At 51.1% G+C, this 21,088-nt stretch carries 17 protein-coding genes; 3 read left to right on the top strand and 14 right to left on the bottom strand.

Annotation, left to right across the window (positions count from 1 at the left end):
* Window positions 1-42 precede the first annotated feature (42 nt).
* Window positions 43-840 carry an NAD kinase gene (locus BLW29_RS06770; protein ID WP_090977570.1) on the top strand — a complete coding sequence of 266 codons (798 nt, stop codon included), beginning with the start codon at window positions 43-45 and terminating at the stop codon, window positions 838-840.
* Window positions 841-2,580 carry an ABC transporter ATP-binding protein gene (locus BLW29_RS06775; RefSeq protein WP_090977572.1) on the top strand — a complete coding sequence of 580 codons (1,740 nt, stop codon included), beginning with the start codon at window positions 841-843 and terminating at the stop codon, window positions 2,578-2,580.
* Window positions 2,581-2,655: 75 nt separating this feature from the next.
* Here the strand turns inward: BLW29_RS06775 and BLW29_RS06780 are convergent, their stop codons facing one another.
* Both BLW29_RS06780 and lipA read right to left on the bottom strand, forming a co-directional pair.
* A complete protein-coding gene (locus tag BLW29_RS06780; protein WP_090977574.1) occupies window positions 2,656-3,531 on the bottom strand; it encodes a YutD family protein in 876 nt (291 codons plus the stop codon).
* 19 nt (window positions 3,532-3,550) lie between these two features.
* Window positions 3,551-4,447, bottom strand: coding sequence for a lipoyl synthase (gene lipA, locus BLW29_RS06785; protein WP_090977576.1), 897 nt, complete (start codon window positions 4,445-4,447; stop codon window positions 3,551-3,553).
* A gap of 220 nt (window positions 4,448-4,667) precedes the next feature.
* On the opposite strand from lipA, the gene BLW29_RS06790 reads away from it, so the two are divergent.
* On the top strand, window positions 4,668-5,642 hold the full coding sequence (locus tag BLW29_RS06790) for a M23 family metallopeptidase (protein WP_256208411.1): 975 nt from the start codon (window positions 4,668-4,670) through the stop codon (window positions 5,640-5,642).
* A 48-nt stretch (window positions 5,643-5,690) separates the two neighbouring features.
* Here BLW29_RS06790 and yunB read toward each other — a convergent pair whose 3' ends face one another.
* From yunB to BLW29_RS06845, 12 genes are all read right to left on the bottom strand, one after another.
* The gene (yunB, locus tag BLW29_RS06795; protein WP_090977580.1) at window positions 5,691-6,539 is read right to left on the bottom strand and encodes a sporulation protein YunB; all 849 of its coding nucleotides are present in this window, start codon (window positions 6,537-6,539) and stop codon (window positions 5,691-5,693) included.
* A gap of 81 nt (window positions 6,540-6,620) precedes the next feature.
* On the bottom strand, window positions 6,621-8,930 hold the full coding sequence (locus BLW29_RS06800) for an ATP-dependent helicase (RefSeq protein ID WP_090977582.1): 2,310 nt from the start codon (window positions 8,928-8,930) through the stop codon (window positions 6,621-6,623).
* Window positions 8,931-9,058: 128 nt separating this feature from the next.
* Entirely contained in the window at window positions 9,059-10,168 is a 1,110-nt protein-coding gene (locus BLW29_RS06805) for a GerAB/ArcD/ProY family transporter (RefSeq protein WP_177186509.1), read from the bottom strand.
* Window positions 10,165-10,410, bottom strand: a complete 246-nt coding sequence (locus tag BLW29_RS31350) for a hypothetical protein (RefSeq protein ID WP_177186510.1) — start codon at window positions 10,408-10,410, stop codon at window positions 10,165-10,167. Before BLW29_RS31350 ends, BLW29_RS06805 begins: the two co-directional genes overlap by 4 nt.
* A gap of 11 nt (window positions 10,411-10,421) precedes the next feature.
* A complete protein-coding gene (locus tag BLW29_RS06810; protein ID WP_090977586.1) occupies window positions 10,422-11,609 on the bottom strand; it encodes a Ger(x)C family spore germination protein in 1,188 nt (395 codons plus the stop codon).
* Window positions 11,599-12,696: a GerAB/ArcD/ProY family transporter gene (locus BLW29_RS06815; protein WP_090977588.1), complete on the bottom strand. Its 1,098-nt coding sequence runs from the start codon at window positions 12,694-12,696 to the stop codon at window positions 11,599-11,601. Before BLW29_RS06815 ends, BLW29_RS06810 begins: the two co-directional genes overlap by 11 nt.
* Window positions 12,693-14,210 carry a spore germination protein gene (locus tag BLW29_RS06820; RefSeq protein ID WP_256208412.1) on the bottom strand — a complete coding sequence of 506 codons (1,518 nt, stop codon included), beginning with the start codon at window positions 14,208-14,210 and terminating at the stop codon, window positions 12,693-12,695. Before BLW29_RS06820 ends, BLW29_RS06815 begins: the two co-directional genes overlap by 4 nt.
* 170 nt (window positions 14,211-14,380) lie before the next feature.
* Window positions 14,381-15,358 carry an ABC transporter ATP-binding protein gene (locus tag BLW29_RS06825; RefSeq protein WP_090977592.1) on the bottom strand — a complete coding sequence of 326 codons (978 nt, stop codon included), beginning with the start codon at window positions 15,356-15,358 and terminating at the stop codon, window positions 14,381-14,383.
* Window positions 15,355-16,416: an ABC transporter ATP-binding protein gene (locus tag BLW29_RS06830; RefSeq protein WP_090977596.1), complete on the bottom strand. Its 1,062-nt coding sequence runs from the start codon at window positions 16,414-16,416 to the stop codon at window positions 15,355-15,357. Before BLW29_RS06830 ends, BLW29_RS06825 begins: the two co-directional genes overlap by 4 nt.
* Window positions 16,383-17,345: an ABC transporter permease gene (locus tag BLW29_RS06835; RefSeq protein ID WP_090977598.1), complete on the bottom strand. Its 963-nt coding sequence runs from the start codon at window positions 17,343-17,345 to the stop codon at window positions 16,383-16,385. The genes BLW29_RS06830 and BLW29_RS06835 overlap by 34 nt, the downstream gene beginning before the upstream one ends.
* Window positions 17,342-18,313, bottom strand: a complete 972-nt coding sequence (locus BLW29_RS06840; protein ID WP_090977600.1) for an ABC transporter permease — start codon at window positions 18,311-18,313, stop codon at window positions 17,342-17,344. The genes BLW29_RS06835 and BLW29_RS06840 overlap by 4 nt, the downstream gene beginning before the upstream one ends.
* A gap of 83 nt (window positions 18,314-18,396) precedes the next feature.
* Window positions 18,397-20,175: an ABC transporter substrate-binding protein gene (locus BLW29_RS06845; RefSeq protein WP_090977604.1), complete on the bottom strand. Its 1,779-nt coding sequence runs from the start codon at window positions 20,173-20,175 to the stop codon at window positions 18,397-18,399.
* Window positions 20,176-21,088 lie beyond the last annotated feature (913 nt).

Consider the following 21,088-nt stretch of genomic DNA (forward strand, 5'->3'; position numbering starts at 1 on the left):
GCTATGATTCAAGTATTAACTGCGCGGAAGGGGCGCCTGGATTTGAATTATGTCGTAATTGATCGAGGAGATAAGTTATCGAAAGAGCTTGTCACTCGTTTTCATGAGCTTGCAGCAGCACGAGGATTAATACGTAATGATGAGAGTCCTGAGATGGTGATCTCCATCGGCGGCGACGGCACGCTCTTGAAGGCATTCCACACCTATGTCGACAGAATCGATGACCTCGCTTTTATCGGCGTACATACCGGTCATCTAGGATTCTTCGCCGATTGGAAAGCCGACGAATTGGAAGAGCTGGTCCGCATGATGGCGGAAAGTGAGCCTCGCATCGTACGTTACCCGCTTGCCCAGATCGAGCTGGACACAGACGCAGGCAAAGTGACGCATACGGCGTTGAACGAATTTACTCTTAAGGGCCTCGACAATATGTTAGTCGCTCAAATTAACGTCAATGATGAAATGTTTGAAATGTTCCGCGGCGACGGCATTGTCGTCTCCACGCCATCGGGCAGTACGGCGTATAACAAAAGCCTTGGCGGCGCGATCATCCATCCCTCGATCGAATCGCTCCAGCTGGCCGAAATTGCATCGATCAACAACCGGGTCTACCGTACGCTGGGTTCTTCTATTGTCCTGCCACAGCACCATCACTGCGACATCATTCCACGCAAGGATCAGCGTCTGCAGCTGACAGTTGATCAGCTTACCATTAAACGGGACGATATTCACTCCATTCGGTGCAGCGTGGCTACACGCAAGGTTAGCTTCGCACGCTACCGTCCATTCCCGTTCTGGAACCGAGTGCGCGAAGCGTTTCTTGGTTACGATGTGAAATAGATGAACCATTTTCGCGCCTATCTGCAAATTGTTAAACCTTATCGCTGGCTGATTGCGATTACGCTGGCGATTGGCATCATTAAGTTCGCGATTCCGCTGACCCTTCCCTTATTTCTCAAATATGTCGTCGACGATGTGCTGCTTGCTGCACTCTCGGTTGAAGACAAAACCGCAAAGCTGTTTAAGGCGGTAGGGCTCGCCTTCTTGCTCTTCGTCGTGGTCCGATATCCAGTCGAATATTACCGTCAATATTTCGCGCAGCTGACAACGAGCCGCGTGCTTTTTGACTTGCGCAACAAGCTCTACGCTCACCTGCAGCGGTTGTCCATTCGGTTCTACCAGAACCGCAAATCCGGCGAGATTATATCGCGGATGATGAACGACGCCGAGCAGACCAAGTCGCTCGTAGAGACAGGACTCATGAACATCTGGCTGGATATGTTCACGCTCGTCATTGCACTCATCATCATGTTCAACATGAATGTCATGCTGACCTTTGTAGCTATTGCGATTCTGCCTTTCTACGGCTATGCGGTGAAGAAGCTGTATAAACGGCTGCGAGGCTACTCCCGTTCGAGATCGCAAGCGATGGCTGAGATGCAGGGGTATCTCAATGAGCATGTGAACGGTATTCCCGTAGTGAAGAGCTTTACCTTGGAGTCGTATGAACAGCAGCAATTCGGCAATCGGAACCAGACCTTTCTGGAACGCGCTTTCGCCTTAACGCGTTGGAATGCGCTCACGCAATCCATCATTAATACGCTGACCGAAATCGCACCGCTGCTGGTGCTTGCCTGCGGCGGTTATTTGGTTGTGCAAGGCTCGCTTACGTTAGGCGAGTTTGTCGCCTTCTATGGCTACCTTGATCGGTTGTACGCGCCGCTTCGCCGGCTTGTCAACTCGTCTACCGAGCTCACTCAAGCATCCGCATCGCTGGAGCGTGTAATGGAGCTGCTCGGCGAGCAGGCTGAAATCACAGATGCGCCGGACGCTGCCCCGCTTCGCAGCGTGCAGGGAGATATTGAGTTCCGCAATGTATCGTTCCGCTATCAGAAGGAATCGGACTGGGTGCTGCGCCATATCAACTTGCACATTCCAAGAGGTCACACCGTCGCTTTAGTCGGCATGAGCGGCGGCGGTAAATCTTCGTTAGTCAGCTTGCTGGCACGCTTCTACGATACGCAAGAGGGCGAAATTACAATTAACGGCCAGCCCATTCGCAGTGTGACGCAGCATAGCCTTCGATCACAGATCGGGATGGTGCTGCAGGATAACATCTTGTTCAGCGGATCTGCTCGCGAGAATATTCTGCTGGGCAATCCGGAGAGCACGGAAGAGCAGATTTACGATGCAGCCAAAAGAGCCAACGCCCATGAGTTCATCATGTCGCTGCCCAAAGGCTATGACACGGAAATCGGCGAACGCGGCGTTAAGCTCTCAGGAGGGCAGAAGCAGCGAATCGCGATTGCCCGCGTATTCCTGAAGGATCCCGCCATCCTCGTGCTGGATGAGGCAACCTCGGCGCTTGACCTGGAATCTGAGCACGCCATCCAGGAGTCGCTCGCGGAGCTCTCGCAGAACCGTACAACGCTTGTCGTTGCGCACCGACTCTCAACGATCACGCATGCTGATCTCATCGTCGTCATCGAGCATGGCCAGATCGTAGAGCAAGGCCGCCATGAGGAGCTGATGCGTAACGGAGGAGCTTACGCCCGGTTGTATAACGTGCAGTATTTATAGCTGGGAGCAAGTTTTCCAGCCACAACAAAAAAGGCCAGTTCTCAAAAGTAACTACTTTTGAGACTGGCCTTTGATTTAATGTTTAGGGCTCTGTTCCTTGCCGCCACGCCCTTGGGGCGGATGGGAAGGGTTCTCCGATGCGGCCGCAACGGGAGCCTTCTGGTTAAAATGAGGGCGTTTGTTGCGATTCCGTTCCGGCCGATCCGGACGTTCATTACGCTCTGAACGCTGCTCGCCGCCGCGATCAGGGCGCTCATTGTTGCGCTCTCCACGATCGCCGCGTTCACCGCGCTCGCTGCGTTCTCCGCGTTCTTGACGCTCGCCCCGTTCTTGGCGCTCGCCGCGCTCAGGACGTTCATGCTGATTATTCCGAGCAGCCTGCTTGCCGCCATGCTCACGGTCCTTATTGAAAGGCTTACGTCCCTCGCGAGGCGTTTCCTTCTCCGGATCCTTCGCCGCATCCTTACGGTTGCTGTTGCGCTGCTGCTCTCTGCGTTGATCCCGCTCATGCCGCGGCATGAACTTCACCTGCTGATGCTCCGAGACCGGAGCATCAGCGGCTTGACCGGCAGCGACGGCACGGGAGGCGGTTACATAAGCTTCCACGCCATCAGCCGTTTCATAGGTTTCGCCATCTTGATCTTCGGTCAGATCGCCGTCTTCACCGGATTTCGCACCACCCGGCTGTTTCTCCAGCACGAAGTAGGCGCATCCAAAATTGCAATACTCATTAATATAATCCGTCATCGAGGAGAACGCGCTCTCGCGCGTCACCTTCGGATGATGATCACGAAAGAATCCCTTGAGCCGAAGCTGATTATATCCCCAATCACCGATTACGTAATCGTATCGTTCCAGTACTTCACTGAATCGTTCTCGAAAGGCTTCGAAATTCCAGCCGTTTCTGTTCTCATGTATTAATTCGTAGGTTCTGCCGCTGATATGGATCAAGTCTGCTTCTCACTCCTTCTCACAGGGATGCAGGCTCGGCCTGTGCTGCGGATTTCACTTGCTCATGCGCGTGATACGAGCTGCGTACGAGCGGTGCCGATTCCACATGGCTAAAGCCGCGTTTAAGTCCTTCTTCTTTAAGCTTCGCGAATTCGTCTGGATGCACATATCGCTCAATCGGCAAGTGGTTCGGTGAAGGCTGCAAGTATTGGCCCAGGGTCAATATGTTGCAATCCACCGCACGCAGATCATCCATCGCCTGCAGGATTTCGTCCCATTCCTCGCCGACGCCAAGCATGATGCTGGACTTCGTGGGAATATTCGGCTTCATTTCTTTGGCTCGCTTCAGCAGCTCCATCGAACGTGCATACTTCGCTTTCGCACGTACGCGGTTGGAAAGCCGTGCAACGGTTTCGATATTGTGGTTAAGAATATCCGGATTCGCATCCATAACCGCTTGCAGTGCATCCCAATTGCCCATAAAATCCGGAATCAGCACTTCTACGCTGCATAGAGGCAGTCTCTTGCGGATGGCTTTAATCGTCTCGACGAAAATCATCGCGCCGCCGTCAGCCAGATCATCGCGAGCGACCGAAGTCACGACGCAATGTTTCAAACCCATCTGCTCAGCAGCTTCCGCTACGCGTTCCGGCTCTTGCAAATCGAGCTCGGTCGGCAAGCCTGTCTTCACTGCACAGAATCGGCATGCACGTGTACATATATCGCCAAGAATCATAAACGTAGCCGTCCGATTCGCCCAGCATTCATAGATATTTGGACAACGCGCTTCTTCACATACAGTATGCAAAGTTTTGGTGCGCATCATCTCTTTAATTTCGGCATAGTTGCCGCCTGTCGCTAATTTGATACGAAGCCAATCCGGCTTCGGCGCTCTTTCGGTGAGCTTTGTCTTCATGGAAGGTGTACCTGCTTTCTGTAATCTCTGCGTCTTATTATAGCACGTTTCGGATAAAAACCAATGATTTGCAAATCATAACAGCAGGGCAGTTCAAACCAATTGCACCCATTTCAGACATTCGACCGAAACCTAAAATGAAAGTTTGGCTAGTTGGCGCGTGTGGAGGCTGATACATCTGAGATCATTTGTAATACGCCTATTCTTGGTGATGGTGGTGATGGCAGGGCTTCTGCAAGGCACCGCTGCTTACGCAGAGGCGAAGGACACGGCGCCTAAAGACGATGCTTTCGCCAAAAGAAGAGAGCTGTACGATGAAATTAGCATCGTAACCCGTATTCCCTGGTACCGTCTGGCCGCTGTCGACCAATACGAGCGAACCATGACAAGAGCCCGGCCCAAGACGAGGGCTCAGCTGGGCCAGTTTATCGGTATCTTTATGACCGAGAGTGCTTGGGTCGGCGTGCTCAATCCCGATATGTCGGATGAGTCGCCCGGCTCCATTCGGTGGTTCAGCGGACTTGGTGTAGATGGGGACGGAGACGGGCGTGCGATACGCACGAATGACACAGATTTACTGTATTCTGTAGCCAATCATTTCATGCAATTTGGCACAGAAGAGGATGATTTTTCCATTGGTGTGTGGCAGTATTACCACAATACCAGGGCGGTACAACGCATCCGCCAGTTTGCGCGGCTGTATGAAACATATGGCAAGCTGGATTTGTTCGAGCATGCCTTTCCCGTCCCAGTCGGAACTAATTATTCCTACAAGGGAACTTGGGGTACCCGCCGCAGCTGGGGAGGTTACCGGATTCATGAAGGAACGGATATCTTCGCCAATCATGGCGTTCCGGTTCGCAGCACTTGCTACGGCATTATTGAGGTAAAGGGCTGGAACCCTTATGGAGGCTGGCGTCTTGGCATCCGCGACCTCAATAATTACTATCATTATTATGCGCATCTGTCCGGCTATGACAAGACATTAGCCGTTGGCAGCGTCGTAAAGCCCGGCCAAGTTGTAGGATGGGTCGGCAGCTCCGGATATGGCAAGCCCGGAACGCAAGGGAAGTTCCCTCCGCACCTGCATTACGGGGTATATCGCGACAGAGGGTTAGTGGAGTGGTCGTTCGATCCCTATCCAATGCTGCGGCAGTGGGAGCGAGAAGAACGGCGCAGGTTACGCAGAAAGTAAACAAAGAGCGCTAATCACAGGCCTTTTGCCGTGATTAGCGCTCTTTGTTTAAGGTTCGTCTGCAGGCGCAAGCGTCGGCACATCAGCATTACCGCCGCTATTCCCCTCAGCGTCATGCGTCTCCGTCGTGGTGGACACACCATCCCCGCCTTGCTCCATCGGCAGTGAAATATTCGGAGCGCCAGGCGCCGAATCACCGACGGGATTGCCTTTGTTATCGTAATAGTACATCGGTACATCACCGACTACGAGCAAATACGAAATCGGAATTTCGGTTTCCACAAGCTCCGGCTTCGTATCGAACGGGATAATGATCGAAACCTCCGCTACGATGTGCATGTAAACCTCAACCAAAATCATATTGATCCCGGCATCCTTCTGCCGCGTATTCAGATCGACCTTCACCGCTCCGATCGGCTCAAATTTCACGGGTATACGCGGACCGAAAGAAGCGATAATCGCGCTGCCCAGCGCTTGACCAAGGGGAATCCGCTCCGGAAGATCGCCCATCTTGTTCAGCGTCGTTTGCACGGTATCGATCGTCTCGGACGTAATCCTCATATGCTCGGCATAGTTGAGCATGAAGCCGGATATTTTGCCGCTGGCGTTGGTTTTCCAGTCAATCAGCTTATCCGCATTGGAGTTCCCGGCGACCTGTTCCGTTATCGCTTTGTTGATGGATTGCGTCGCCACCTGCTTCACGCGCACGGTAGCGACGGTCATGAGCGGGCCTTGCAGGTTGCGTTCAATGAAGATAAACGTCTGCGCGAAGAACAGAATAAAGAGCAGCATCAGAAAGATCAGCAGCTTGCGCCTGCTCATCTTCTTCCGAGGCTTTCCGGACGAACGGCGCCGCCTGCCGCTGCTTCGCCAGCCCCGTCTTCCCCATTTGCGCATGCGACGGCCTCCTTCGTGGACGGTCTTCCACATCTCCACTCCAAGCTAGCTTATGCAGAGACCGTCCAAAAAAGAAGACAACTAGTGCAGCTCAAGAAGCCCCATCTCGAGACAAGCTTTAACCGACAATTTACGGACGCCGGTCGTAAATCGGATTTCGATAAATTCCGCCCCAACCGAGATCAGCTTCCCATTGCCAAACACGCGGTGCTTCAGCTGCTGACCCGGCTGCAACGAAGCAACGTTCTTCAGCGCATTCGGATTCGGCGGTACGAACGACTTCGCCGAGCTTGTAACCGTCACCGTTCCCGCAGATTTGCGCGATCCGGCAGCAGACTTCCTCTGCCCGCCAACCGAAGAGGTTGCCGCAATTTCCGCCGATGCTGTCCCCGTCTGTGCTGCACCCGGCGGCGTCTGAAGATGTCGAACAGCCGTCACGAATTGGGATTCCTTCACTTCTTCCCCGTCTCGCTGTCCATAACTCAGCAGTACGAGCTGCTGCTTCGCCCGCGTCATGCCGACATAGAACAGCCGAACCGCTTCTTCCATTTCCGGCGACACTTCGCCTTCCACTTTCTTCATATCATCGTTAGACGGCAGGATGCCGTCGATCAGATCAATGATATATACGCGCTCAAACTCCAAGCCCTTGGCGCTGTGCAGCGTGGAGAACGTAACGGCGTTGGCGTTCTTGTTGCGTTTGGACGCCTTCATGACCGCTTCCAGATACTTGAGCCGATTCGCGAAATCCTCCAGCGTCTCCAGTCCCACCGCAATATCCTCCAGCGTATTGAGGATGCCGATCAGATTCTCTTTGCGGAAACCGAGCCGCTCGCACATTTTCTCCAGCGCTTTCTCGTACCCCAGCTTATAACGGATCGTACGAATCGCCGACTGGGGAGCTGTCTCCTTCAACGAAGCAAACGTATCTTTGCAATCCTGCAGCTGCTTCGGCTGGTAGTCCTGCAGCGGCACGAATCGAATCAAATTGTCGAAGACGGATTCGTTATTCTGAATTTGGCTAAGCGCCGCCATTTGCGTTTTGGTAATATAACCGTTCAGCTTCGTATGAATCTTCTCCAGCAAGTCCGGGCGCTTGTCCGTGTAGGCCATTCGCATGAAATTCAGGATGTCCTCCAGAATCCAGTGGGAGAAGAAACGGTTATCGCCGTCCTTCATATAGAACGGAATGCCCCTGCGGTCAAACTCATTCATGAGCGAGATCGACGATGAATTGTTCCGATACAAGACGGCTGTCTCGCTTAAATTCTCGATCAGCGCCACCTTGTCGCCGACATACTTAGCCTGTACCTTGTAGTCGGCCAAACTCTTGATTTGAATCGGCCTGTTGCTGGGATTGCGGGTAAACATCTCTTTATCATAACGGTTGCGGTTACGTTTGATGAACCGGTTCGCGATGCTGACGATGTTGCGCGAGGAACGGTAGTTCTGCTCCATTTTCAGAATCGCGGCGTCCGGATAGACCTCTTTAAAATCGAGCAAATATTGCGGTTCCGCCGCCCGCCAGGTATAGATGCTCTGATCGTCATCGGCGACGACGCACAAGCAGCCATGCCTGCGTACCAGCTTCTCGACGATGGCATGCTGGACCAAGGAAGTGTCCTGGCTTTCATCCGTCAGCACATAGTCGAATTTGTTCTGATACTTCCAGAGGAGCTCATTGCTCTGCTCCAGCGCGCGGTTCGCGATGACAAGCATATCGTCGTAATCTACGAGCAGCTTGTCGCTTCGCGTACGCTTGAATGCCTCGTATTCCTTGAGCAGCAGTGCAGCATCCGGGACATCGCATTTCACGCTCGCCCACTCCGCTTCGGGAACCAGCTTGTTCTTAATGAAACTAATATAGGTTGTGAGCTCTTCCATCTGCTCTTCCGTCATATTGTCGCCCCGAACCTTTCGGTAAATATCCCGAAGGATCAGCTTCTTATGAAGGGGAGGATGATGGTCATCGAAACCGCCGGTTTGCTCAGTCTCTCCTTCGTTTTCAACCTCTACTGCGCCTTCTATTATTTGAAAGGAAGTTTGCGTGCGGCGCAAATATTCCCGCATGACTTCGAATGCGAGACTATGTATGGTAGAGAAATCGACGCTGCCGGAGGGCATCTCCGGGAAAAACCGACTAAACCGGTCCTTCATATCCTGCGCAGAGGCTTTACTGAACGTAACCGCCTTAATACGCGAAGGATGGACACGTTTCACTTCGATTAAGTAGCCGATTCGCATAATAATTGTCGTCGTCTTCCCTGATCCGGGCGAAGCGAGCAGCAGCAGCGCACCTTCGGTGTGCATAACCGCCTGCTTCTGCACCTCATTCAGCGCAACGCCAAGCTCATCTTTCTTTCTAGCGAAAAAATCCATCGTTCCTGCCATTTCCGAAATGTCCCTTCCATTGCATAAACATTAAAATTCCCTCTGACGCGGCTGCGGGAGGGAATATAGTCGTCCGTCTATGATTGTATAGAACAAGTATCGCCTGTTTGCTCCCCTGTCCGCAATAGTTATTTTCTGCCTTCGGCGCTGCGGCCCCTTAACCTTAACTTAGCAATGCCCCACAGCAGAAGCGGCACACCTACACAATGTATCGGAAGCAGATAAGGAATGGCGATTTTCTGCGGGAAATAGATTGAGCTCTCGATGAAATCTTTGGGAATACGAGAAAGCAGCATGACCAAAGGCGCTACCCCCCACATGAGCCGCTTCCACTTCTTCACCCCCAGCCACTGGGCAGTCCCATATGTGCTGACGAAGAAATAGAGCGAGACTTTAATAAACACACTTATGATCCAAATGGCGATGACAAGTGAGTCTAGATTCTGAAGAAAATCAAAATACGTCATGTAACGGATTAAATTGAAGAATGGATAGGTCAGCCCCGCTCCTGCGCCATAACCGATGACTGCCACTAGCAGAAAGGTCGAGATAGCCGTCAGCAGGCCTGCCGTCCCTACGCCAAGCATGGCCGGTTTCGTGCCCGATTTCGGATTCGAAACGAAGGCAAACAGCATGATGAGAATGATGCAATCGCCTAAGAAGGTCGTCGTCGGAAGTGAGCCCATCAAGATCGTTTTGATGCCTGTATCGCTATACACAGGAAGGATATGATTCCAATCAAAGCCTTTGGAGCTCAAGACGAGCGGCAAGAAGATGCCAAAGAGGATAGGTGGCCCGAATACCTCGCTGCACCGTGCAATGACTTCAATTCCGGCACTCGCTACGTAAATCGCAACAAAGAGCATACCGAGAATCGGAACAATCATAGGCGTTTTCGGCAATATCGTAGCTGCAATAAAATCCGCATATTGGCGCAAGATGATCGCAAGAACGCTGTACCAGTAAATGAAGTACAGGAAAATAAGAAAATGACCTGCCCATTTGCCGACAATGAGCAGCACATACTCCACGAAGGTTTTCCCGGGATACAGCTGACTGAGCCGCGCGCATACAAAAGCAATAAACGCGCTAAAGACGCTTGCAAACACCATCGACAGCCACGCATCCTGCTTGGCGGTTACAAGAGCCGGATTAATCGTTAGCAATATGGTCATGCCTGCTTGCATAGTCGCGATCAACCAGAACAGCTGCTTGCCGCCGATTCGCATCTCTTTCATGATTGTCCCTGTCCGCTGCCGATCAGCATCCTGCCAAGCGGGCCAAACCACAGCTCCAGAAGCTCCGAAGGACCAGGAAGGAGAGGATAAACATACAGCAGCACGCCAAGCCCGAAGCCAAACGCCAATAAGGCTAAATAAGCGATCCGCTCTTTCCTCGGAGCATTGCGTACCCAGTACCACTGTAGAACGCTCACGATTAAACTGCATGTCAATAACGCGGGAATGGATTTCCAAGTCATAGCCTTCGCTCCTAATCGCTAGATTTTGCCTTTACATTAGATAATCCCGGACGCAGCAAAACGGCATCGGGCTCTATCTTAACCTCTACTTTCGGAAACTGCTCATCCCAGTCATTCTCGGTTCTTTTCCATATTTGCGGATAAGCCCGGTGGAATTCACCTGCAAAGTCAAATACATCGGCCTGCATCCCCAATTGAATTCGTCTAAGCGCACTTCCGATCTGCTTCTTCATGTCCTGCTCAAGCGCATGTTCCACCTTCCTAACGCCTGCTTCACTTGAAGCCAAATTGATACTGGTCGCATTCTGCAGCGTATCGTTCTCGGAATGAATACGTACCGTCATACTCCATTTCCCATCCCTGATATGCGGAATGAGCTCGGTTTTGCTTCTCAGCATCTGTACGGATATGGACCCGTCTTCTCCTTTAGGGACTACTGTTACGATCGCATAATCGATTTCATTGCGAAGCCATAGCATGCCTCTCGATGTCTGTTCGTCAACAAGCCCCACCATATGGCCGTTTTTGAAAATCGCCGTTCCATTCTGATAGCGTGCCGAACCGATATTATCTGAGTTAGGCGGCTTCAGTTCCCTTAACCATGGCAGCGCAAAGGCATCGGCCTTCTCCGTCAGCATTTCGGAGACCTCGGCCAGCGTAAAACTCATCATGCTTTTGCTCTTGGCGAGCTCCCGCAGTACCTCAGATGTATCTCGCTCCAATGTGGACTGGAAAGCGAGCACGCTCTTCGCCTTATTACGACAGACATAAATATAGGCACGCTCCCTTGGCTGCGGTGCACGCATGAGGTAATCCACGTCGTCACGGATGCCAAGTTTAGCCGCTCCCTCACCGAATATGATGACTTCGGCATGTCCCCAAAACAGTTTCCTCGACAGCTTGTCCTGCATATGGGATAGGGCATCGGCAATATTCACCCCTGTCGATGTCAGCACGAATGTGTTGGAGTTCCCGCTCCCGCCTTTATCTCCCATGCCCATTCCGCCTCCGCCAGCGGCTCTGGGGACATAAATTTGCAAGGACAAATCGACTTCGTTACTGTTTGTCCTATCGATTGCCGCTCCCGTAATCAGCGCAAGATCATTGATTTCGATCCGATCCCAACAGCCGGTAAGCAGAAGCAGCAAGCTTGCGCACATAACTTGAGGGTATAAACGAGACCACCACTTAGCTTTCATGCCTTTTCCTCCTCTTAAGGATGGCGATTAGGAGCAGCAAAGCAGGAACGAGCAATTGCATGAGAAACGTGTATACCGGCACGCTGGAATTCAAGATAACTCGCAGCATTTGATAGTTAGGCGCACACCAAATGCTGACTAGGATTACCAGCAGCCCGATCGGTGCAATAATCGTCCGATAATTCGGCAGCTTCAGCCACTGGGCGGTCCACAGGACCGAGCCATAGAAATTAACGGTCACCTTAATGAAAATTCCGATCAACCACGTTGCCATCAGCAGCGCTTCGATATGTTCCAGAAAGTCCGATAACGATATATAGCGAACCGCTACGAGAAACGGATAGTTGAACGCTTTACTTAAGTTACCGAACATGAACAGGATGGAAAGGTTGATCAATACCATCGTAATCGTGACGGATGCCACACTGATCAACGACCATTTGAGCTTCTCTCCTGACTTCTTAGTCACATAGGGCAGGAACGTCGAGATAATAAAGTACTGCGAGAACCACGAAGCCGGAAGAATCGAGCCTCTAAGCAAGGGAAACGGTCCGTACTCCATAATGGGGTACATTTCCTTCAAACTCATATCCGGGGTCATAATGATGAGCATCACGAGGATAATGGCGAGCGCAATTGGAATGAGCAGCTGGGCTGCACGAGTCCATGCCTCTATCCCCATATACAAGGCATATGCGCAAACCATCATCATGCAAGTGACGATCACGATCATCGGCGTCTGAATGAGAAACGTTGTGGCAATAAATTCGCCGTACTGGCGAAGCACCATCGCGTTCGTATAAATAATCGATACCACATAGATCAGCGCCAAGCTCTTGCCCAGATAACGCCCAAGGATCGATTCGATGTATTCGATAAAGGTTTCATTCGGGTACCTGAGATGCAAGGCGTACATCAGAACGACAATCAAGCAGGCGAATACTCCCGCAAGAATCGGAGTTGCCCACATATCGCGGCCCGCTGTGACCATAGATATAGCCGGAGCGCTTAAGACTAACGTCGCCAGAATATACGGATGCATGATATAGGAAAGCTGCAGCGGTGAAATTCGGCCTTTCTCCATCATGGCGACTCATTCCCTTGGGTCGGACCCGGCTTCTGTCCTGCTGCTTGTCTTGTACTATTCGGTGCCTTGTTCGACAGATAAGGTCTCTTGCGCATCATCCAAATTGGTGCACGCACAAGCACATCCTTCATCTCGCTTCCTTTCATCGGCGCGATTGGCTGCAGATATGGAATTCCTAGAGAGCGCAGGGAACACAGATGGATGACAACCACAATAACACCGAGCATGAGGCCAAGCAGACCAAGCATGCCGGATAATACCATAATCGGGAAACGCAGCATCCGAATCGCGATACCGCTGCTGTACTGGGGCATCATGAATGAGGCGATACCGGTGATGGCCACCACCATGACCATTGGTGCGGATACCAGTCCAGCCGAAGTCGCTGCTTGTCCGATGACCAGCGCGCCTACGATACTGACTGCAGCGCCGACTTGTCTTGGCAAGCGTACGCCGGCTTCGCGAAGCGCCTCGAATGAGACCTCCATGAGTAGAGCCTCCACAAGCGCCGGGAACGGAATATCCTCTCTGGATTTCGCGATGCTGAGCAGCAGCGAGGTCGGAACCATCTCTTGGTGAAACGTCATAATCGCTACGTAGAGGGACGGCAAGATGAGCGTAATAATAAAGAATAGGTAGCGCAGCCAACGGATGAACGTACCGATCAAGAAACGCTGATAGTAGTCTTCCGGCGATTGCAGCATCGTGAACAGTGTTGCAGGAGCAATCAGCGCAAACGGTGTTCCGTCAACGAGAATCGCGACTCGCCCCTCGAGCAAGGATGCGCTCACGACATCCGGCCGCTCCGTCACTTGAATTTGCGGAAATGGCGAGAACGGATTGTCTTCAATTAATCCTTCGATATAACCGCTCTCCAATATGCCGTCAATATCGATCCTCTCGATACGCTCTCGTACCTCTTCGATCAATGACGGCTCGGCGATGCCTTCGATATACGAGATGAGCACTTCCGTACGGGTTTGGCGTCCGAGATAGTAAGGAACCATCTTGAGCGAAGGCGTTTTGATTTTACGGCGAATCATCGCCGTGTTGACGCTTATGGTCTCGGTGAACCCTTCCCTTGGTCCACGAACGACTGCTTCCGCTCCCGGCTCCTCAATGGAACGTTTCTCCCACTTGGCAATGCCAATGGACATCCCCTTGCTCATGCCATCAATGACGAGCAGCCCGCAGCCTCTGCCTAAACATTCGATCGCCTCCTCCACCAGATCATGCTCCAGCATAAGAGACAACGTCAGAATAGAAGCAAGCCGCCCCGACGTCAGGTCGCCGGATGACTCAGCCGGCAGCTCTAGCAAGGGCCTGATGACATGCTGATCCAGCAGCTCTACATTAGCCAATCCATCAATATATACAACAAATGCTTCCGTGGTATTCCCTATCAAGAATTCGCGGAACATCACATCTTTGCAATCCGAATAAATCGCATGCAGCAGATCATTATTATCAGCCAGCGCGGCGGAAAACGGTTGTGACTGAGTGGACGCATCCATAGGCAGGCTCCTTGTAAGTAATAGGTTAATTTTTTCCATAATGCACCTATGATAAACGCGAGCCTGCTTCGAAAGTGGTGTTGCACCTATTTATAGACACTCCCAAACGCGCAAAAAAAGCTGCCCCAAAAGTGTTACATACACTTTTGGGGCAGCTTCTTCTAAACAAATTAGCTTTGCAGCGGATAGTGACACGCGACTTGCCGCTCATCCATGACGACGCGCAGCAGCGGCTGCTCTGTCTTGCACCGTTCCTGCGCGAACGGACAGCGCGGGTGGAAGCGGCAGCCCGAAGGCGGGTTGGCCGGAGACGGAACGTCCCCCTCCAATATGATGCGATCCTTCTTCCGCTCCGTTGTCGGCTGCGGAATCGCCGACAGCAGTACCGACGTATAAGGATGAAGCGGCTTCGCGAACAGCTCCTCTGTCGGCCCTACTTCGACCATTTTGCCCAAATACATGACCCCTACGCGATCGGAAATATGCCGAACGACATTAAGGCCGTGCGCAATGAATAGATAAGTCAGCCCCAAATCCTTCTGCAGCTTCACCATCAGGTTAAGCACCTGCGACTGAACGGAAACGTCCAGCGCCGACACCGCTTCATCGGCCACGATGAATTTGGGATTGAGCGCTATTGCCCGGGCAATGCCGATCCGCTGACGCTGACCGCCTGAGAACTCATGCGGATACCGATTGCGCCGGGAAGCATCCAAGCCGACCAGCTCCATCAATTCCACGACGCGGTCATCGATTTCTTTGGCCGTCATCCTGCGGTGAACCTTGAGCGGCTCGCCAATCAGATCCCGCACAAGAAACCGAGGGTTCAGCGATCCGAACGGATCTTGGAAAATAATTTGCATCTCTTCGCGAAGCTTGCGAAGCTCGCTCTTTCCTACCTCTTGAATATTCCGGCCCTCGAACTTAATTTCTCCGGCTGTCGCTTGCTTCAGATTCAGCAATACGCGGGCAAGCGTAGACTTGCCGCAGCCGGACTCGCCTACAAGACCGAAGGTTTCTCCGGCACGGATACCGAATGAAACGTCGTCAATCGCCTTAACCTGTCCCACGACACGGTTCAGCAAGCCGCTCTTAATCGGAAAATATTTCTTCACATTGGAGGCTTCGACTAAATATTGGCCGCTCATGAATGTGCCACCTCCACCTTGCTCTTAATCGTCACTTTCAGCTCTTCGCCGCCGCTTAATGCACCAGGCCTTGGGTCTGCTCCATCTTGGTCATCCAGCCAGCATGCGGCTTTATGCCCCGATGCTGAAGTCTGCATAACCGGCTCCTTATGACGGCAAATATCCATGGCATACGGACAGCGCGGGTGGAAACGACAGCCCTCCGGCAGCTGGCTGATCGGTGGAATCGAGCCTTTGATCGTATACAGATCGCCGCCCCGCTCCCCTTCTAAGCCCGGTATGGATTTAAGCAATCCAATCGTATACGGATGACGAGGCCCGTTGAAGATCTCCTTCACCGTTCCTTCTTCCACTACGGTCCCCGCGTACATGACCGCGATGCGGTCCGCCACTTCTGCCGCTACGCCCATATCATGGGTAATCAGCAGCATCGACATGTTGAACTCCTTCTTCAATTGGAGCAGCAGGTCCAGAATTTGCGCCTGAACCGTTACGTCCAGCGCCGTTGTCGGCTCGTCCGCAATCAGCAGCTCGGGGTTGCAGGCAAGCGCCATTGCGATGACGACACGCTGGCACATCCCTCCGGACATTTCATACGGATACTGCTTCGCGCGAATTTCCGGTGCCGGAATGCCGACGCGGCGCAGCATCTCGATGCTTTGCTTCCATGCTTCTTGTTTCTTCAAGCCTTTATGAATACGCAGCGCTTCTGAGATCTGATCACCTACCGTAAAGACCGGGTTGAGCGCAGACATCGGATCTTGAAAGATCATCGTGATCAAATTGCCGCGGATTTTGAGCATGTCGGATTGTTTCTTCTTCACTAGATCTTGACCGTTGAATAGAACCTCGCCATCTACGATCAAGCCGCCTGCGTAATCAATAAGACGCATGACGGACATTGCCGTCACACTCTTGCCACTGCCGGACTCGCCGACGACGCAAAGCGTTTTCCCTTTTTCCAAATCAAACGAAACCCGATCCGTCGCCTTGGCCAAACCTTTATCAGACAGAAAGCCAGTTGTTAAATTCCGGATTTGGAGAATTTTTTCCGCCATCTGTCTAGCCTCCTTCGAGGTAACGTTGTCTTCCTAGGATCTAGGCCATCACGAATGCCATCCCCAATAAAGTTAACCGCCAGCACAACCAGCAAGATGCATAGTCCCGGATAAATCGCCTGAAGCGGATCAGTCAGCATAAATTCCTGCGCGTTGCTCAGCATCAGTCCCCAGCTTGTATCCGGCGTCTGAACACCAAGTCCAAGGTAGGAAAGGGCCGATTCACTCAGAATCGCTCCGCCTACCATCAGCGTTGCCGTAACGATGATAGGAGCTGAAGCATTGCGAAGCAGGTGCCTGAAAATGATACCAAGATCCGATACGCCTGTAGCTTTAGCTGCCTCTACATACTGCATTTCGCGAAGCTGCAAATACGTACCGCGGACAAGCCTGGCTACGCCCATCCAGCTCGTCAAAGCCAGAACGAGAATCATATACGAAATCTTCGAGCCAAACATCGCCAGAATCAAAATGTTCAGAAACAGCGTCGGAATCGAGTTCATGACATCAACGAAGCGCATCGCAATCGTATCCACCCAGCCGCCGAAGTAGCCGGCAAAAGCGCCGACCAGCGCACCGATAAATACGGATACGAACGCAACTAAGAAACCAACCGTAAGGGAGATCCGGGAGCTGTGCAGCAGCCTGGAGAAAATATCTCGACCCAGCTCGTCCGTACCGAGCAGATGACCATCCGTACCTGCAGGTAAATTCGGAAACATCATATCGATGCGCGTAGGGTCGTAGGGCGAGAACAAATTAGCTCCAAACGCCGCAATGACGAATATCGAGAGAATGACTAGTCCGGTAACGGCAAAAGGGTTGGTGCGGAACTTCTTCCACGCGGTCTTCCACGGACCGTCCGGACGTTTGCCCATGGCCGCTTGCGTACCGGAGGCGGACTTCTTCTCAAGAACAGTATTGCTCATGATGCCGCGCCTCCTTTGGAACCTAATTGCACCCTCGGATCGACAACCGCGTATAAGATATCAGCAATGAGGTTGCCGACTACGACGATCACGGATACGACCAGCGTAATGGACATCAGCACGGAATATTCCCTTGCTACAGCCATATCTACGAATAGGCGTCCCATTCCAGGCCAGTTGAACACGCGCTCTGTTAAGGCAGCTCCGCCTACGAGAATCGGCAGATCGAGACCTAGTATCGTAATGATTGGAATCAGTGCATTGCGCAGGGCATGACGGAAAATAACCCTTCCCTCTTTCAACCCTTTTGCACGAGCGGTACGAATATAATCTTGATTCAGAACTTCCAGCATACTCGCGCGCGAATACTTCGTGTACGCGGCCAGAAATCCGAGTGTCAATACGGATACCGGAAGAATGAGATGCATGAACAGGTCGCCGAGGTTGCCCTCTTTGCCCATGGTATACATATCCGATAAAGGCAATAGATCGAGCTTGAGCGAGAAATACTCCTGCAATATAATACCAAACCAGAACGTCGGCATCGCGAATCCGACATAGGAAACGAAGTTGGCCGTCTGGTCGGATAGTCCATATTCGGCTGTACTGTTATAAATCCCCCAAGGGATTGCGATCAAGAGTGAGAAGAGCCAGGCAACGCCCATTAATACCATCGTGTTCTGCACGGTTGGCCATAGAATATCACCGACCGGAATATGATTTTTAAACGTATAACCGAGATCGCCCGTAAGCAAATTACCTAACCAAATCGCATATTGCACATAGATCGGACGGTCGAGTCCCAAATTATGCGCTTGTACCAATCCGGCTTCCGGCGATAAGCCCGGTGCCAGAAAGATCTTCGTCGGCCCGCCAGGTGCGGCGTGAATCATGATGAAGGTAAGAATCGAGATTAAGAAAAGTACAAGGACGGATTGCAGTGTTCGGCGTATCATATATTCAGTCATTTCAGCGCCCCTCCTTTTACTGAACACAAGAGAAGGGCCTGTTGGCCCTTCCCCTGATCAGTTATGCAGTATGATTGTCGAACCTATTCTGTTGCCCACCAGTTGATTGCATGGTACAAGTAGCCGTAGCCGAGAGCAGATTCCGGTTTGTCTTCTTCAGCCCAGTGGATCTTCGTGGAGTCTATAACTTGCGGAAGCCCATATTGGTACAAGAATACATAAGGAAGGTCAACCGAGATTTGTTTGCCGATTTCATGGTACACATTTGCGCGCTCTGTTTGATCCGTAGTCAGTTGACCTTTCGTCCACAAAGCGTCGATTGCTTCGTTCTTATACCAGCCGCCGTTTTGGCCGGTTGGCGGGTAATATTTCGAAGAGAAGATGCTCTCTGCATCCGGATCCGGGTTAGACAGGGACCAGGAAAGCAGAATGGCAGGGAATTTACCAGGCGTGATGTTCTGGTCGATCCATGTTGCAAAGTCAATGCCTTTAGGCGTTACTTCAACGCCAACATCCTTCAGGTTCTGCTGAATGATTGCGGCAACTTGCTCACGACGGCTGTTGCCGGCGTTGTATTGCAGTTCGAAGGAGAAGCGGTGTCCGTCTTTCACAAGGATACCGTCTTTGCCAGCTACCCAGCCGTCTTCAGCTAGAAGTGCTTTAGCCTTCTCAGCATCATAAGCGTAGTTCACTGCTTGGTCGCCTGGATCTGCCCATGAGCCTGGCAGGAATGGCGAGTTCATCAGCTTACCGGTTCCTTTAAGAACATTGTCGACCATACCTTGACGGTTCAGTGCAGTAGCGATGGCTTGACGTGTTTTCTGGCCTTTGAACGGTGAATATTTATCAGGGAAGTTCTCATCCTTGAAGTTGAATTGTACGTATTCGTATTGAGGACCTGGAGCAAGAATCACGTTCAGATTCTCTTTGGCCTTAATTGCATCGATTTGGGTAACCGGAATCGCTGGAGACATTTGAATGTCGCCTTTGATCAAGGCTTGTACTTCCGTGTTTTGGTCAGCGTAAATTTTGTAGATGATTTTAGCCAAGTGCGGCTTCTTCTCACCCCAGTAGTTCGGGTTCGCTTCAAGCGTAATGTACTGGCCTTGTTTCCACTCTGCAAATTTCCATGGACCGCTTGTAACGGTTTTTGCAGGGTCTACGCCGTATGCGTTCTTGCTCAGCTCTTTCACCGGTACATCCTTCAAGATGTGGGAAGGAACCAGGGAGCTTGCAAGCGTGTATTGGAATGGTGCATACACTTGCTTCAGTTTGAATTCAATCGTTGTATCATCGACTTTAGTGATGGTATCGATTTTGTCGACTGTGCTGATACCAGGTGCGCCGGCATCAGGGTTCTTAACCGTGTTGAAGGTGAAGAGAACGTCGTCTGCAGTAAGCGGCTGACCGTCGTTCCATTTCGCCGTGCTTTTGATTTTGACTGTATATGATTTGCCGTCTGCGCTGATCACTGGAAGCTCGGCAGCAATCGACCAAGGCTCAACTACCAGGTTGGCATTGCGGTCTACGTCGTATAGCTTGGCGTTGATTAAGGTTTCAATATCGCCGGAAGAAGTGTCATTGATATAAATAGGGTTTACAGAGACGATATCGGAGAATGTGCCAATCGTCATGGTTCCGCCGTCTACAGGCGTATTTGGATCAGGAGTCGCGGGTGTTTCAGTCGTAGTGTCGGTGTTTGTGGTAGTATTTGTGTTCGTTGCTTCAGTTGTGTTAGCAGGTTTGTTATTCGTTGTTGTATTGGCGTTGTTTGCATTGTTATTACCGCTGCAACCCGCCAACATTACTCCAACAAGAGCGATGACAGACAAACAGGAAAACCAATTCGATACCTTCCTCATCTTGTTCATTCCTCCCCATGATCTCAACAAAATGATTACATTGACTTTTGTTGAAATATACCAAACTATTAGAATTTTCTCAAAACTTTTTTGCGAGATTCGTAGCCTTTTCTGAAATCTTTAGAACTTCTTTACCAAGTGCGCCTTCAAACGACCAAATCCCCTATGAAATGACTCCTTTCGAACGCTAGTATTTGATGCTGCAGTTAGGCTGCTTGACTTCGAAATCATTGTAATCCATTTGACATTTACAGTATATTGGGGGAATTTCAGCATAATCGAAAGCGTTTTTAGCATCTCAATCTACCGAAGTCTTGCATTTACAAGATTTAAACATGTCATGAGTTGGGGGAATTGGAGGGATCGGTTGCTTCGGGTTATTTTCGAAAAATAGGCTTAAAGTAGGCTGTATGTATCTTTATGCAATGTGATTAATTCGCTTCAACGCGTCGACGCGGCGCCTCAAAGTGACAATATTCTTCAACGCGTTTACCGATTACTTCATTAAAGCAGTTGGGTGATTAGTATTTCTTACAGGTTTACAAACCGTTGGTTTTACTAGTTTTTTAAATTTATCGTTTCCAGTTACAGGGATTATTTTTTTCCGGCAGGCAAAATGTAATGCATCCCGAAATAGACCGCGCGGAGTACAAGTACGAGCCAGCTGCTTTTAATGTAGGCAGTTTATAGGACGGACTTACAACGCAATGAATATTTATGCATAACTACTATTTCTTTAAAAAATATCATTATTTTAACGTCGAATGTGAAGAAATATTACATTTGGTTTGTTTTCGTTGACAGTTGCAAGCGTTGTCTGGCCAAAAAACAAACCGCCAATACGTCCTTTCACGTATTGGCGGTTTCCACTGTTTAGATCAAATTCAAAATCCGGTAAATCATAACAGTCGCT

Source organism: Paenibacillus sp. CF384 (genome assembly GCF_900106745.1).
GTDB lineage: Bacteria > Bacillota > Bacilli > Paenibacillales > Paenibacillaceae > Paenibacillus_Z.

Coding starts and splice junctions, on each gene's coding strand:
- lipA (WP_090977576.1), bottom strand. CDS start 4,447: ATGAAGACAAAGCTCACCGAAAGAGCGCCGAAGCCGGATTGGCTTCGT.
- yunB (WP_090977580.1), bottom strand. CDS start 6,539: ATGCGCAAATGGGGAAGACGGGGCTGGCGAAGCAGCGGCAGGCGGCGC.
- BLW29_RS06820 (WP_256208412.1), bottom strand. CDS start 14,210: ATGGATGCGTCCACTCAGTCACAACCGTTTTCCGCCGCGCTGGCTGAT.
- BLW29_RS06840 (WP_090977600.1), bottom strand. CDS start 18,313: ATGACTGAATATATGATACGCCGAACACTGCAATCCGTCCTTGTACTT.
- BLW29_RS06805 (WP_177186509.1), bottom strand. CDS start 10,168: ATGAAAGAGATGCGAATCGGCGGCAAGCAGCTGTTCTGGTTGATCGCG.
- BLW29_RS06810 (WP_090977586.1), bottom strand. CDS start 11,609: ATGAAAGCTAAGTGGTGGTCTCGTTTATACCCTCAAGTTATGTGCGCA.
- BLW29_RS06790 (WP_256208411.1), top strand. CDS start 4,668: ATGGCAGGGCTTCTGCAAGGCACCGCTGCTTACGCAGAGGCGAAGGAC.
- BLW29_RS06845 (WP_090977604.1), bottom strand. CDS start 20,175: ATGAGGAAGGTATCGAATTGGTTTTCCTGTTTGTCTGTCATCGCTCTT.
- BLW29_RS06775 (WP_090977572.1), top strand. CDS start 841: ATGAACCATTTTCGCGCCTATCTGCAAATTGTTAAACCTTATCGCTGG.
- BLW29_RS06830 (WP_090977596.1), bottom strand. CDS start 16,416: ATGGCGGAAAAAATTCTCCAAATCCGGAATTTAACAACTGGCTTTCTG.
- BLW29_RS06835 (WP_090977598.1), bottom strand. CDS start 17,345: ATGAGCAATACTGTTCTTGAGAAGAAGTCCGCCTCCGGTACGCAAGCG.
- BLW29_RS31350 (WP_177186510.1), bottom strand. CDS start 10,410: ATGACTTGGAAATCCATTCCCGCGTTATTGACATGCAGTTTAATCGTG.
- BLW29_RS06800 (WP_090977582.1), bottom strand. CDS start 8,930: ATGGCAGGAACGATGGATTTTTTCGCTAGAAAGAAAGATGAGCTTGGC.
- BLW29_RS06815 (WP_090977588.1), bottom strand. CDS start 12,696: ATGATGGAGAAAGGCCGAATTTCACCGCTGCAGCTTTCCTATATCATG.
- BLW29_RS06825 (WP_090977592.1), bottom strand. CDS start 15,358: ATGAGCGGCCAATATTTAGTCGAAGCCTCCAATGTGAAGAAATATTTT.